The 13,488-nt window shown below is 63.0% G+C and carries 13 protein-coding genes; 9 read left to right on the top strand and 4 right to left on the bottom strand.

What is annotated here, in order from left to right; all coding sequences use genetic code 11:
• Window position 1 precedes the first annotated feature (1 nt).
• Genes nuoH through IPK20_02335 form a run of 8 tightly spaced genes read left to right on the top strand, consistent with a single transcriptional unit; the run spans window position 2 to window position 8,057 of the window.
• A complete protein-coding gene (gene nuoH, locus IPK20_02370; GenBank protein MBK8015653.1) occupies window positions 2–1,030 on the top strand; it encodes an NADH-quinone oxidoreductase subunit NuoH in 1,029 nt (342 codons plus the stop codon).
• A gap of 10 nt (window positions 1,031–1,040) precedes the next feature.
• A complete protein-coding gene (gene nuoI / locus IPK20_02365) occupies window positions 1,041–1,529 on the top strand; it encodes an NADH-quinone oxidoreductase subunit NuoI (GenBank protein MBK8015652.1) in 489 nt (162 codons plus the stop codon).
• A gap of 11 nt (window positions 1,530–1,540) precedes the next feature.
• Window positions 1,541–2,173 (top strand): NADH-quinone oxidoreductase subunit J, encoded by a 633-nt coding sequence (locus tag IPK20_02360; GenBank protein ID MBK8015651.1) that lies wholly within the window; start codon window positions 1,541–1,543, stop codon window positions 2,171–2,173.
• Window positions 2,170–2,475, top strand: coding sequence for an NADH-quinone oxidoreductase subunit NuoK (nuoK, locus tag IPK20_02355; protein ID MBK8015650.1), 306 nt, complete (start codon window positions 2,170–2,172; stop codon window positions 2,473–2,475). Before IPK20_02360 ends, nuoK begins: the two co-directional genes overlap by 4 nt.
• Before the next feature lies 1 nt (window position 2,476).
• The gene (gene nuoL, locus IPK20_02350; protein ID MBK8015649.1) at window positions 2,477–4,468 is read left to right on the top strand and encodes an NADH-quinone oxidoreductase subunit L; all 1,992 of its coding nucleotides are present in this window, start codon (window positions 2,477–2,479) and stop codon (window positions 4,466–4,468) included.
• A 7-nt stretch (window positions 4,469–4,475) separates the two neighbouring features.
• Window positions 4,476–5,960 carry an NADH-quinone oxidoreductase subunit M gene (locus IPK20_02345; GenBank protein MBK8015648.1) on the top strand — a complete coding sequence of 495 codons (1,485 nt, stop codon included), beginning with the start codon at window positions 4,476–4,478 and terminating at the stop codon, window positions 5,958–5,960.
• 37 nt (window positions 5,961–5,997) lie between these two features.
• Window positions 5,998–7,446: an NADH-quinone oxidoreductase subunit NuoN gene (nuoN, locus tag IPK20_02340; protein ID MBK8015647.1), complete on the top strand. Its 1,449-nt coding sequence runs from the start codon at window positions 5,998–6,000 to the stop codon at window positions 7,444–7,446.
• Window positions 7,446–8,057 carry an NUDIX hydrolase gene (locus tag IPK20_02335; GenBank protein ID MBK8015646.1) on the top strand — a complete coding sequence of 204 codons (612 nt, stop codon included), beginning with the start codon at window positions 7,446–7,448 and terminating at the stop codon, window positions 8,055–8,057. The genes nuoN and IPK20_02335 overlap by 1 nt, the downstream gene beginning before the upstream one ends.
• A 52-nt stretch (window positions 8,058–8,109) precedes the next feature.
• On the opposite strand, the gene IPK20_02330 is transcribed toward IPK20_02335, so the two are convergent.
• The 4 genes from IPK20_02330 to IPK20_02315 all read right to left on the bottom strand — a co-directional run bounded on the left by IPK20_02330 (window position 8,110) and on the right by IPK20_02315 (window position 11,048).
• Window positions 8,110–8,895: an EAL domain-containing protein gene (locus IPK20_02330; protein ID MBK8015645.1), complete on the bottom strand. Its 786-nt coding sequence runs from the start codon at window positions 8,893–8,895 to the stop codon at window positions 8,110–8,112.
• Window positions 8,817–9,227, bottom strand: coding sequence for a GGDEF domain-containing protein (locus IPK20_02325; protein MBK8015644.1), 411 nt, complete (start codon window positions 9,225–9,227; stop codon window positions 8,817–8,819). The genes IPK20_02330 and IPK20_02325 overlap by 79 nt, the downstream gene beginning before the upstream one ends.
• The gene (locus IPK20_02320) at window positions 9,116–10,063 is read right to left on the bottom strand and encodes a PAS domain S-box protein (GenBank protein ID MBK8015643.1); all 948 of its coding nucleotides are present in this window, start codon (window positions 10,061–10,063) and stop codon (window positions 9,116–9,118) included. Before IPK20_02320 ends, IPK20_02325 begins: the two co-directional genes overlap by 112 nt.
• A gap of 61 nt (window positions 10,064–10,124) precedes the next feature.
• Window positions 10,125–11,048: a crotonase/enoyl-CoA hydratase family protein gene (locus IPK20_02315; GenBank protein MBK8015642.1), complete on the bottom strand. Its 924-nt coding sequence runs from the start codon at window positions 11,046–11,048 to the stop codon at window positions 10,125–10,127.
• 293 nt (window positions 11,049–11,341) lie between these two features.
• Here IPK20_02315 and IPK20_02310 point away from each other — a divergent pair, with 293 nt between their 5' ends.
• Window positions 11,342–13,465 (top strand): AMP-binding protein, encoded by a 2,124-nt coding sequence (locus IPK20_02310; GenBank protein ID MBK8015641.1) that lies wholly within the window; start codon window positions 11,342–11,344, stop codon window positions 13,463–13,465.
• The last annotated feature ends 23 nt before the right edge of the window (window positions 13,466–13,488 follow it).

Below are 13,488 nucleotides of genomic sequence, written 5' to 3'. Positions count from 1 at the left end.
CATGGAACTGTTCCATCAAATCGAGCAGTGGTTCGGACCTCTCTGGCCGCTCGTGTGGTCGTTGGCGAAGATCGTCGCGATCGTCCTGCCGCTGATGGGGGCCGTGGCCTACCTCACGCTGGCGGAACGCAAGGTCATCGGCTACATGCAGGTACGTCTCGGGCCGAACCGGGTGGGTCCCAAGGGCCTGCTTCAGCCCATCGCGGATGCGCTGAAGCTGATGACCAAGGAGATCATCATCCCCAGCGGCGCCAACAAGCTGCTGTTCCTGCTGGCTCCCATGCTGTCCCTCATGCCCGCGCTTGCCGCTTGGGCGGTGATTCCGTTCAATCCGGATCTGGTCCTGGCGAACGTGAATGCCGGGCTGCTGTACGTGATGGCCATCACGTCCATGGGTGTGTACGGCGTGATCATCGCCGGCTGGGCATCCAACTCGAAGTACGCCTTCCTCGGGTGTCTGCGCAGCGCCGCCCAGATCGTCTCCTACGAGATCGCGATGGGCTTCGCCCTGGTCGGGGTGCTCATGATGGCGCACAGCCTCAATCTGGTGGAGATCGTGCGCCAGCAGCAGAGCGGCTGGGGACTGCTCTCCTGGAACTTCATTCCCCTGTTCCCGATGTTCGTGGTGTACGTCATCGCGGCGGTTGCGGAAACGAACCGCGCCCCGTTCGACGTGGCCGAGGGCGAGTCGGAGATCGTGGCGGGCTTTCATGTCGAGTATTCCGGCATGGCGTTCGCGGTGTTCTTCCTTGCCGAATACGCGAACATGATTCTGGTGTCCTCGCTCGCGGCCATCATGTTCCTGGGCGGCTGGCTGTCTCCCATCCCCGGCGTCCCGGATGGTTTCCCCTGGCTGCTGGCGAAGATCGCGTTCGTGCTGTTCCTGTTTCTCTGGTTCCGGGCCACGTTCCCGCGGTACCGCTACGACCAGATCATGCGGCTCGGATGGAAAGTGTTCATTCCCGTCACGCTCGTCTGGCTGATCGTCATCGGCGCGTGGATGCAGACGCCGCTGTGGCTGTGGAAGTGAGGTGCGCATCATGAATCGAGTCAAGGAATTCTTCAGCACCTTCCTGCTCCTGGAGCTCGTGCGAGGCATGATGCTCACGGGCCGCCACCTGTTCGCGCGCAAGATCACCGTCCAGTTCCCGGACGAGAAGACGCCGCAGAGCCCGCGTTTCCGCGGTTTGCATGCTCTTCGCCGCTATCCGAACGGCGAAGAGCGGTGCATCGCATGCAAGCTGTGCGAAGCCGTGTGCCCGGCGCTTGCCATCACCATCGAGTCGGAGCCGCGCGCGGACGGCACGCGCCGAACGACCCGCTACGACATCGACCTCACCAAGTGCATCTTCTGCGGGTTCTGCGAGGAGTCCTGTCCGGTGGACTCCATCGTGGAGACCCGCATCTTCGAATATCACGGCGAACGCCGCGGGGACCTCGTGTACACGAAGGAAATGCTGCTGGCCATCGGCGACAGATACGAGGCCCAGATCGCCAAGGACCGCGCAGCCGACGCGGCATACCGGTAAACGGTCGAAAGATGGAATTCAAAACGGTCGCCTTCTACGCCTTCTCGCTGATCCTCGTCGCCGCAGCGCTGCGCGTCATCACGGCGCGCAATCCCGTCCACTCCACCTTGTTCCTGGTGCTGTCGTTCGTCACGGCTTCCGGGCTGTGGATGCTCCTCGAGGCCGAGTTCCTTGCGATCACGCTCGTCCTCGTCTATGTCGGGGCGGTGATGGTCCTGTTCCTGTTCGTCGTCATGATGCTGGACATCAATCTCGACCGGTTGCGGGAGGGCTACTGGGACTATCTGGTGCCGGCCCTGGTCGTCGCCCTCGTCATGCTGGGAGAGATGGCGGCCATCGTCTGGGGCAAGTACTTCAGCCTCGAGGGGATGCCCGCGCCGTCGCCCAAGCCGGAGACGTACTCGAACACCCGCGAACTGGGCAAGCTCATCTACACCGACTACGTGTATCCGTTCGAGATCGCATCGGTGCTGCTGCTTGTTGCCATCGTGGCCGCGATCGCTCTCACGCTGCGGCGGCGCAAGGACACCAAGTTCCAGGACCCGTCCCGGCAAGTCCTCGTTCGCCGGCAGGATCGCGTGCGCATGGTCTCCATGCCGGCCGAGAAGGCGCCGGCCTCCGAAAAGGCTGCGAACCGAACATGATCTCCCTTTCGCACTATCTGGTTCTGGGTGCCGTCCTCTTTGCGATCAGCGTGGTGGGCATCTTCCTCAACCGGAAGAACGTGATCATCCTGCTCATGGCCATCGAGCTCATGTTGCTGTCCGTGAACATGAACTTCCTGGCCTTCTCGCATTTCCTCAACGACTACGCCGGCCAGGTGTTCGTGTTCTTCATCCTGACCGTGGCCGCCGCGGAGTCCGCCATCGGCCTCGCCATTCTGGTGGTCCTGTTCCGCAACATCCGCTCCATCAACGTCGACGACCTCGGATCGCTGAAGAACTAAGATGAAGGGCCTCTACCTCGTCGTTCCGCTCGCTCCGCTCGCCGGCGCCATCGTCGCCGGACTGTTCGGAAAGCTCGTCGGCCGTACCGGCGCCCACGTCGCGACCATCCTGGGTGTGGCGATCTCCTTCGTCGCATCGATCCTGGTGTTCCAGGAGGTTCTGGCCGGGCACACCTTCAACGGCCCGGTCTATACCTGGCTCGTGTCCGGCAGCGTGAAGATGGAGGTGGGCTTCCTCATCGATTCGCTCACGGCGACGATGATGCTGGTCGTGACGTCCGTCTCGCTGATGGTGCACATCTACACCATCGGCTACATGGCGGACGACCCCGGGTATCAGCGCTTCTTCAGCTACATCTCGCTGTTCACGTTCTCCATGCTGATGCTGGTGATGTCCAACAACTTCCTCCAGCTCTTCTTCGGCTGGGAAGCGGTCGGACTGGTGTCCTATCTGCTCATCGGCTTCTGGTACACGCGGCCCACGGCGATCTTCGCCAATCTCAAGGCGTTCCTGGTGAACCGCGTGGGCGACTTCGGATTCGTCCTGGGCATCGGCCTGGTGCTCGCCTACTTCGGTTCGCTGGACTACGCCACCGTGTTCCAGGCCGCGCCTCTGCAGGAGACAGCGACCATCACGCTGTGGGGCGGAGAACCGTGGTCCCTTCTCACGGTCATCTGCGTCCTGCTGTTCGTTGGTGCGATGGGCAAGTCCGCTCAGTTCCCCCTGCACGTGTGGCTGCCCGATTCCATGGAAGGCCCCACGCCGATCTCCGCCCTGATCCACGCGGCGACCATGGTGACGGCCGGCATCTTCATGGTCGCCCGCATGTCGCCGCTCTTCGAGCTTTCGGAAACCGCGCTTTCGTTCGTCATCGTGATCGGGGCGATCACGGCACTGTTCATGGGGTTCCTCGGTGTCGTGCAGAACGATATCAAACGGGTGGTTGCGTATTCGACGCTTTCGCAGCTCGGCTACATGACCGTTGCGCTCGGTGCCTCGGCCTACCCGGTAGCCATCTTCCACCTGATGACTCATGCGTTCTTCAAGGCGTTGCTCTTCCTGGCCGCCGGTTCGGTGATCATCGGGATGCATCACGATCAGGACATCCGCAACATGGGGGGGCTGCGCAAGTACATGCCGGTCACGTGGATCACCTCCCTCGTCGGCTCACTCGCGCTCATCGGGACGCCTTTCCTTTCCGGTTTCTATTCGAAGGACAGCATCATCGAGGCGGTCGGCGCTGCGCACATCCCGGGCAGCGGATTCGCGTACTTCGCGGTGGTGGCCGGTGTCTTCGTGACCGCCTTCTATTCCTTCCGGATGTACTTCCTGGTCTTTCACGGCAAGGAACGGTTCACCACCGGCGGCGATGCTCATCACGGACATGGACACGACGATCATCACGGTCACGGCGGGACGCCCCACGAATCGCCCTGGGTCGTGACCTTGCCGCTGGTCCTGCTGGCGATCCCGTCCCTGATCATCGGTTACATCACCATCGGACCCATGCTGTTCGGTGACTACTTTGCCGGGCCCATTCACATCTCCGGCCACCACGAAGCGATGGCCGATCTGAAGGAGCACTTCCACGGTGCCGCGGCAATGGGGCTGCACGCGTTCGGAACACTCCCGTTCTGGCTGGCTCTTGCAGGTGTCGCCCTGTCGTGGTTCTTCTATCTGAAGCGTCCGGACATTCCCGCCGCCGTCGCCCGGCACACCCGGGTGCTGTACACCTTGCTTTCCAACAAGTACTACTTCGACGAAATCTACAACGCGGTCTTCGCGGCCGGAGCCCGAGGCCTGGGCACCGTGCTGTGGCGCGTCGGCGATGTGGCGATCATCGATGGATTGTTCGTAAACGGCTCCGCCCGGCTCGTCGGCTGGTTCTCCGGAATCATCCGCAAGTTCCAGTCGGGTCTCATCTACCACTATGCATTCACGATGATCATCGGCGTCTTCGTTTTGCTGACGGTCTGGTTCGTCCGGACGTGAGGCTGCGATGAGTACAACACCCTATCTCACGCTGGTCATCTGGGTCCCGATCCTTGCTGGTGCCCTGGTGCTCGCCACGGGTTCGGATCGGAACGCGTCGCTGGCCCGTGTCGTGGCGCTGCTCGGGTCGCTGGCAGGCCTCCTCGCCTGCCTCCCGCTCATCGCCGGGTTCGATCCCGCCGCGCACGGCATGCAATTCGTCGAGCGTTCGCCCTGGATCACGCGCTACAACGTCCAGTACGCGCTCGGCATCGATGGCATCTCGCTGCTGCTCATTCTGCTCAACAGTTTCACCACCGTGCTCGTCGTGCTCGCAGGATGGAAGGTCATCGAGTCCCGTGTAGCCCAGTACATGGCGGCCTTCCTGGTGATGTCAGGGCTGATGAACGGTGTGTTCAGCGCGATGGACGCCATGCTGTTCTACGTGTTCTTCGAGGCGACCCTCATTCCGATGTTCATCGTCATCGGCGTATGGGGCGGCCCGAACCGGATCTACGCATCGGTGAAGTTCTTCCTTTACACGCTGCTCGGTTCACTGCTCATGCTGGTCGCGCTCCTCTATCTGCACCAGCAAAGTGGCGGAAGCTTCGCGATCAGCGAATTCCAGAAGGTGCCGCTGGCTCTTACCGCTCAGATCCTCGTCTTCATCGCCTTCCTCGTGGCCTTTGCCGTCAAGGTGCCCATGTGGCCCGTGCACACCTGGCTGCCGGACGCACACGTCGAGGCACCCACCGGCGGTTCGGTGGTCCTGGCGGCCATCATGCTCAAGCTGGGAGGATATGGCTTCATCCGCCTTTCGCTTCCCATCGTGCCGGATGCAAGCCATGCCCTGGCCGGATTCATGATCGCCCTGTCGCTGATCGCCGTCGTCTACATCGGTCTCGTGGCGTTGGTGCAGACCGACATGAAGAAGCTGATCGCGTACTCGTCGATCTCGCACATGGGCTTCGTGACCCTTGGCGTGTTCCTGTTCGAGCGCCTGGGCATGCAGGGCGCGATCTTGCAGATGATCTCCCACGGATTCATTTCGGGCGCGATGTTCCTTTGCGTGGGCGTGCTGTACGACCGCATGCATTCGCGACAGATCGCGGACTACGGTGGAGTCGTCAACAAGATGCCGGTCTTTGCATCGCTCTTCATGCTCTTCGCCATGGCCAACGCCGGGCTGCCGGGCACCAGTGGTTTCGTGGGCGAGTTTCTCGTGATCATGAGCGCCGCAAAAATCAATTTCTGGTACGCGTTCGCCGCGGCAACGACGCTCATCTTCGGCGCAGCCTACACGCTGTGGATGTACAAGCGCGTGGTCTTCGGTGCGGTCGCGAACACGCATGTCGCCGAACTCCAGGACGTGGAAGTCCGCGAATGGGTGATTCTGGGAATACTGGCCATCGCGGTGCTGTGGATGGGCATCCACCCGGCCCCCTTCAACGCGGTGCTGGAAGTGCCGGTCGCCGATCTGCTCGAGCAGGTAGCCAAGAGCAAGCTGCCATGAACCGCTGGAACCGCAACGTAGGCCGGAGAAGCGCGTGATGCTGACCACTGCCGATTTCCTGCCGATCTGGCCGGAACTGATCCTTCTCATCATGGTGTGCGTGATTCTCGTGGCGGACCTGTTCGTTCGCGACGATCAGCGCGGAGGGATCTATCTCCTCAGTCTTCTCACGCTGGGTGCGTGTGCGCTCGTGACGATCAGTTCCAGCCGACCGGATGTCGTCTTCGCGTTCCACGGCATGTTCGTGGACGACCCCATGAGCGATCTGCTCAAGGTCATGGTGTACATCGCGGTGGCAGTGATGCTCGTGTATTCCCGCGGATACGTCACGGTGCGCGGCATGTTCCAGGGCGAGTTCTTCTCGCTCGTCCTGTTCGCCACGCTGGGCATGATGGTCATGATCTCGGCCAATCACTTCCTGACCGCGTATCTGGGCCTGGAACTCCTGTCGCTGTCGATGTACGCGCTCGTTGCCTTGCATCGCGACAACGCGGCGAGCACCGAGGCGGCCATGAAGTACTTCGTTCTGGGCGCGCTGGCATCGGGAATGCTGCTCTACGGCATGTCCATGATCTACGGTGCGACAGGGACCCTTTCCATTCCCGAAGTCGCGGCGCGAATCGCCAGCGGCAAGGCGACGATGACGATTCTTCTGTTCGGACTGGTCTTCATCGTGGCGGGTCTTGCCTTCAAGCTCGGCGCGGTTCCTTTCCACATGTGGGTCCCGGACGTCTACGAGGGCGCCCCCACTGCCGTGGCGCTGTTCATCAGCACCGCGCCCAAGCTTGCCGCCTTCGCGTTCGTCATCCGGCTGCTGGTGGAATCGCTCGGCGACAAGGCGCTGCTGGTGGAGTGGCAGCAGATGCTGATCATCCTTGCCATCCTGTCCATGGCGATCGGCAACATCACGGCCATCGCCCAGACCAATCTGAAGCGCATGCTCGCCTACTCGACGATCTCGCACATGGGCTTCCTGCTGCTTGGCGTGCTGTCGGGCACGGTGAATGGTTACAGTGCGGCAATGTTCTACGTGGCCGTGTACGCGCTGATCGGCCTGGGCACCTTCGGCATGATCCTGCTGCTTTCGCGTGAAGGCTTCGAAGCCGATCGCCTGGAGGACTTCAAGGGGCTCAACCGCCGCAGTCCCTGGTATGCGTTCCTCATGCTGCTGCTCATGTTCTCCATGGCCGGCATTCCTCCGACCGTGGGCTTCTACGCCAAGCTTTCCGTCCTTCAGGCAGTTCTGGACGCGGGGTACATCTGGCTGGCCGTGGTGGCGGTCGTGCTTTCGCTCATCGGTGCGTTCTACTACCTGCGCATCGTGCGCCTGATGTATTTCGATGCTCCGGTGGACACGACGCCGATCCGCTCGGACGCCGCTGCGCGCGTCCTCCTGTCGGTCAACGGTCTGGCGGCACTGATCATCGGTATTGTGCCGGGCTGGCTCATGGCGCTGTGCCAGCGGGCCATGCAGGCAACGCTCTGATGCCCGAGATGCCGCTACCCTCCGGCGGCGGCCTGCCGGAGCACGATTTCACCGAGCATCGCATCGCCACCACGGTCGTCTATCGCGGCCGCATGCTTGAAGTGCGCGAGGACACCGTGCGTCTGCCGGATGGCAACAGCGCACGGCGGGAATACGTCGTTCATCCCGGTGCCGCAGTCATTCTCCCTCTCTTCGACGACTGGTCCGTGTTGCTGGAGCGGCAGTTCCGCTACCCCGTGGGGCAGCACTTCTACGAATTGCCCGCAGGAAAGCTCGAGGCGGGGGAGCCCCATCTGGAGACAGCCAAGCGCGAACTGCTCGAGGAGACCGGCTATACGGCCGCCCGCTGGGCGCGGCTTTGCACTTTGCATCCCTGCATCGGATACTCCGACGAGATGGTCGAGGTCTACATCGCACGCGGGCTCAGCTTTTCGAGGCGCAATCTCGATGACGAGGAATTCCTCGAAACCCTGATCGTTCCTCTCGACGAAGCCCTGGAATGGATCCGCACGGGGCGCATCACCGAGGTCAAGACCCAGATGGCTCTCTTCTGGGCCGACCGCCTCCGTTCGGGCTGGCCTCTCGACGAAGCCGACGCCGCTGCTCCTTGAGCCGCGAGACCGGCGAACGCCGCGAAAGCGGCGCGGGACCGGGAAGAGCGCGTCAGTGCCGGGCGGCGGCCTGAGGCTGACGGAAGACGGGTTCGCGCGTCTCGGGCGCTTCGATCGGGAACGGCTTGTTGAAGAGGAAGCCCTGAGCGTACTCGACCTTCATGTCGTTGAGCCGCGAGAGCACCTCGGGCGTTTCCACCCACTTGGCAATCACCTGTTTCGACAATCCCTGGCCCACATCGCACAGGGCTTTCACGAAGATTCCGTTCGCGTCGTCGCGGGTGAGATCGCGAACGAAGCTCCCATCGATCTTGATGTAGTCGACGTCGAACTGCCGAAGATAATAGAACGAGCTGAAGCCCGAGCCGAAGTTGTCCAGGGCGAACCGGAATCCCTTTTCCTTGAGATCGCGTATGAAGGTCTTGCTGATGGATACTTCCGCCATGGCGGCCGCCTCGGAAATCTCGAAGACCAGCTGGCCGCGGGAGACGTCCGACTGATCGAGCAGCGCGTGGAAGCGCCGTGTCCAGTCGGGATCGGAGATGCTCACACGTGAAAGATTGACGAAGAAGCGCGAGCGCATCGAACGACGATCCGGAGCGCTCAGATACTGGAGAAGTTTCTGCACTACCCGCAGATCGATCTCCTGCACCAGCCCCAGCGACTCGGCCGCATCGATGAACTGGTGTGGCGAAATGATCCGGCCATCGTCATCCTCGATGCGCACGAGCACCTCGTAGTGCATCGGTTCCTCGTCGTTCAGCCGGATGACGGGCTGGACGTAGAGAAGGATCCGATCCTCGTCCAGCACCTCCCGCAATTGCTTGGCCCACAACACGCGCCGGTGGGTGGTGCGCAACGCATCGCCCCATCCTGCCCGTAGATGATCATGCGGTTCCGGCCGGCATCCTTCGCCTGGTACATGGCGATGTCGGCACAGGCGAACAATCCGTTAGGCTCGGCACTGTGGAAGGGATACAGGGCAATCCCGGCCGATCCTGTCAGCGTGATGACCCGGCCTTCGTCAGGCAGGGGAATGGGACATTGGCGCAGCCGGTTCAGCAAGGCATCGGCGAATTCCTGGGCCTGCGGCCGCAGGGCACCGGGTACCAGAGCGGCGTACTCGTCGCCGCCCAGCCGGAAGACCTTGCCCCCCAGGCCTTCGGCCACTTCACGCAGGATTCCCCCACGGAAACCAGCATCTGGTCCCCGCGGCGGTGTCCCACGTTGTCGTTGACGTACTTGAAGTGATCGAGGTCGAGGAAGATGACCGCGCCCTTCTCGTGCAGGGACAGGGCGCGCTCGACGGACTTGTGAAGGCTTACGCGATTGGGCAGGCCCGTCAGCGGATCGTGGGTGGCGAAGTACTCGGTCTGCATCGCCGCCTGCTGCTGTTCCGTGATGTCGCGGGCGGTACCACGGATGCACATCACGCCGCCGGCTTCATCGTGCGCCACGCGGGCATTGATGCCGACCCAGCGCTCCGTGCCATCCACGGACCAGAGCTGAGTGGTGTGGTTCTTGACCTCGCCGACCTTCTTCAGCTGGGAGAAGAAGCGCCGGTTGGACAGATGAGAGGGTTTCGCCTCGAAATCGAAGAAGCAGCGGCCGATGAGTTCCTGTGGCTTGAGACCGAAGATCTCGTAGGCGGCGCCGTTCAGGTAGGTGAAGCGTCCCTGGGAGTCGGTCGTCCAGATGAGGTCATGGGACGTCTCGACCAGGTCGCGATAGCGGCTTTCGCTTTCCAGCAGCAGCTGGATGATCCGGCGCTTTTCCTGAAGCGCCTTCCGGGCGTGCTCCAGTTCGTCGTTGTAGCGGTCCATGGTGCTGCCCAGCGACGAGGCGGCGAGACCGTCGACGATCTCCTTCGCGTAGCGCCGATGGCCGCCGTCGGTGCGGCGGGCGACGAGCACGCCTTGGGCATCCCAGCGGCGCAGTTTCTGCACAGGAATGCCGAGCTTCTCGGCGACTTCCTGGATGCTGTATTCGAGCTTTTCTTCGCGCATGATTCGCGGTTGCCCCAATAACGCGGCCGGCGCCCCTGTCCGCCGACCGTCCGACCCGGCCTCAGTGCAAGGCCTCCAACCGGGCGACACCGTCCTGCCGCGACACGAGACGCTGCATGAGCTTGAGGTCGCGATGGGTAAGGTCCAGGGCCGTCTCGACCCAGATCCTGACCACGTCCGCCAATTCCTCGAATTCGATGCTCTCGACCCGTCGGCGAGCTCTTGCGATGCCAGCCAGCCCGTTGCGGTTCTTGCGGCCCCGATCGATCCATGCCTGGACCGCGGCCTCGCCCGTTCCGTCATCGCAGACAACGTCCACGATACCCCAGGCAAGCATATCATCGGCGCTCAGAATCCTGCCACTCGAAAGCAATTCTTCCGTCCGGGCCCGGCCGACGCGGCGTTGCAGGAAGGAGTAGGCGCCCATGCCGGGAAAGAGATTGAACAGGATTTCCGGAAAGCCGAAGCGGCTCGAACGCTCCGCGATGATCACGTCGCTGGACAGCGCGGCTTCGAACCCGCCTCCCAGGCACTCGCCCTGTACCAGCGAGATGGTCGTGGCGCGAAGGCCGTGAGCCACATGGTTCCGGTAGAGGACGTCCACGCAGGCCATGCCGTAATCGAGGAGCGCATCCTGACCCCGCCCGTCGATGAGTCGCATGAAAAGCGACAGGTCGCCTCCGAAGTTGAAGACGCCCTTCACCGCGGAAGCGAGGATCACATACTCGATGGGCTGGGATTCCGTCGCGTCGATGTGACCGCCCGTGTCTTCGAGCAGCCGGCAATAGCACGACAGATCCCGCAATAGCGACGGATTGAAGCTGGGCCGGGGCGTGGGATGCATTCTCAGCCACATCGCGTTCTGTCCGGTCGAGTAGGAAGCGGACAGCTGCTCCGAGCAGAGGAAATCCTTTCGCTCGTGCCGGCGCGCATCCGCATGGGGCTGGGTGAGCTTGGCAAGGGCGTGAGGGATGTGCATATCCATGGCTGAAGTCTCCCGGGATGTGATGGTTCCAATGTGGGGGTGAAGCGAGTAACCTTACGAAGGAAGTCGCTAACCCACTGTACGAGGGGACTTTTTATCCTGCAAATCTAACGAAATGAACGTTTCGTGGGCTTCAAGGAATCTTTCCGGAACGAAATTCCTCCGGGAATCGAACAGATGCGCAGACTTTCCTTCGATCTTCACCTTGCAAGGGGTGCAATGAGCCGGCGCCATCGGGGAGACCGTTCTTGACGGGGCGACGCACGAGCGCGGAACCTGAACCGCGCGTTCGTCTGGTCATCGCTTTTCTGGCCCGCCTCGCTGCCAAGCTGTTCTGGCGCGTTCGCGTGAGCGGAGAACCGGCGCCTCTCTTCGGCCGCCGGGTCCTGATCATTGCCAATCACCCGCATCCCCTGGACGCGTTCTTCCTCGGATGCTGCCTTCCCGTGCGGCCGGTCGTGCTGTTCCCGCGGGAGGAACTCCGGTCCTTCCGCACGCGCCTGCTTGCCCGGTTCTTCGACCACGAGACCTGGGACATCAACGATCCGATGACGGTCAAGAAGGCCCTGCGGCTGATCGAACGAGGCCGCATCGTGGCCATGTTTCCGGAAGGCCGCGTGGAACGCGCCGCCAACGTGATGAAGATCTACGAAGGCGCAGCGATGCTCGCCATGCGAAGCGGCGCGTCGCTGGTGCCCATCCACGTCGAGCACCGGGAAGACCGGGGCTTCGGCGACACGCGCGTGCAGTTGCACATCCACTCGGCCACTCACATCGATCCCCGCCGGCAGGCCGGGCCGAGGGCGCGGCGGGAGGCCGGCGCGCGGGAACTCGCCGCCACGATGCAGGCCGCCGCGTTCCGTTCCCACGTCGCCCAAGGCCTCTACGATGCTTTTCTGGATGCCGTCCAGCGCCGCGGCAGGCGTACAGAGATCCTCGAGGACATGCGCGAGGAACCCAAGACCTACGGCGACCTGCTGAAGGCGAGCCTGGCGATCGGGCGGTGGCTCGCCCGCTACACGCAACCCGGCGAGACCGTCGGCGTGATGCTCCCCAACATGTTCGCCTCGGTCGGCGCCGTGCTCGGTCTTCAGTGCCAGGGCCGTGTGGCGGCCATGCTCAACTACACCAGCGGTCCCCACGGAATCGAGAGCGCCCGCGTCACGGCCAATCTCAGGACGGTCGTCACTTCCCGTGCGTTCGTCGAGCAGGCGGGGTTGGAACCGCTCATTGCGGCGCTGGAAGGTGTCCGCATCCTCCATCTCGAGGACATCCGCCAGGAATTCGGCGTGCTGGACAAGCTGTGGCTCGTGGGTTTCGCCATGAGGGCGCCCCGGCTGGTGCGCGTGCGGGTGAATCCGCACGATGTCGCCGCGATCCTCTTCACGTCAGGCTCGGAAGGGCGGCCAAAGGGTGTGGCGTTGTCGCACGCGGCCATGCAGGCGAACATCCGTCAGATCGCCACGGTGCTGGACTTCTCTCCGGCGGACAAGGTCCTCAATGCCTTGCCGATGTACCACGTCTACAGTTTCACGGCGGGCGTATGGCTGTGTCTTCTTACCGGCACCCAGCTCTTTCTCTACGTCTCGCCCCTGCGTTACCGGGCGATCCCCGAAATCGCCTATCGCAGGGACGCCACCTATCTCTTCGGCACCAGCACCTTCCTCGGGTTCTACGCCCGTCATGCGCATCCCGGGGATTTCGGCACGGTCCGCTACGTGATCTCGGGCGGCGAGAAGCTGGGCGAGGAAGTCGCCAAGACCTGGCTCGAGAAGTTCGGGCTGCGCATCTTCGAGGGTTATGGGGCGACGGAGTGCACGGTGATCTCCCTCTCCACGCCGCTCGGGTACCGTCAGGGGTGCGTGGGCAGGCTGCTTCCCGGGACCGAGGCTCGCATCGAGAAGGTCCCGGGAATCGAGCGCGGCGGCGTCCTGCACGTGCGTGGGCCGGCGCTCATGCTGGGCTACATGCAGTACGACGCACCCGGCCTGATTCAGCCGGTATCCTCGGAGTTCGGCGAGGGGTGGTATCGGACCGGAGACGTGGTCGACATCGACGACGAGGGTTTCCTGCGCATCGTCGGACGCGTGAAGCGGTTCGCGAAGATCGCTGGCGAAATGGTATCGCTCGATCAGGTCGAGCGTGTGGCGGCCGCGGCTTCTCCCGCGTGCCTCCACGCCGCGGTGCTCAAGCTCGAGGCGGCGGGAGGTGAAACGACCGTGCTCTTCACGGCCGACCCCGAACTGACGCGTTCCCGGCTGCTGAAGGCCGCACGAGCCCTCGGGGCGCAGGATCTCGCCGTGGCGCGAAACATGATCCACATGCCGGAGATTCCGCTGCTCGGGAACGGCAAGACGGATTACGTACGGCTCATGGAACTGGTCGCGGACGACTCGGTCTGGGCCACCCGCTGCTGAGCGCGACCGGCGCCCTGACCCGG

The organism is Betaproteobacteria bacterium, from assembly GCA_016713305.1.
Taxonomy (GTDB): Bacteria; Pseudomonadota; Gammaproteobacteria; order Burkholderiales.
The sequence above is the reverse complement of the archived record's forward strand: the minus strand, read 5'-3'. Positions and strand labels throughout refer to the sequence as shown.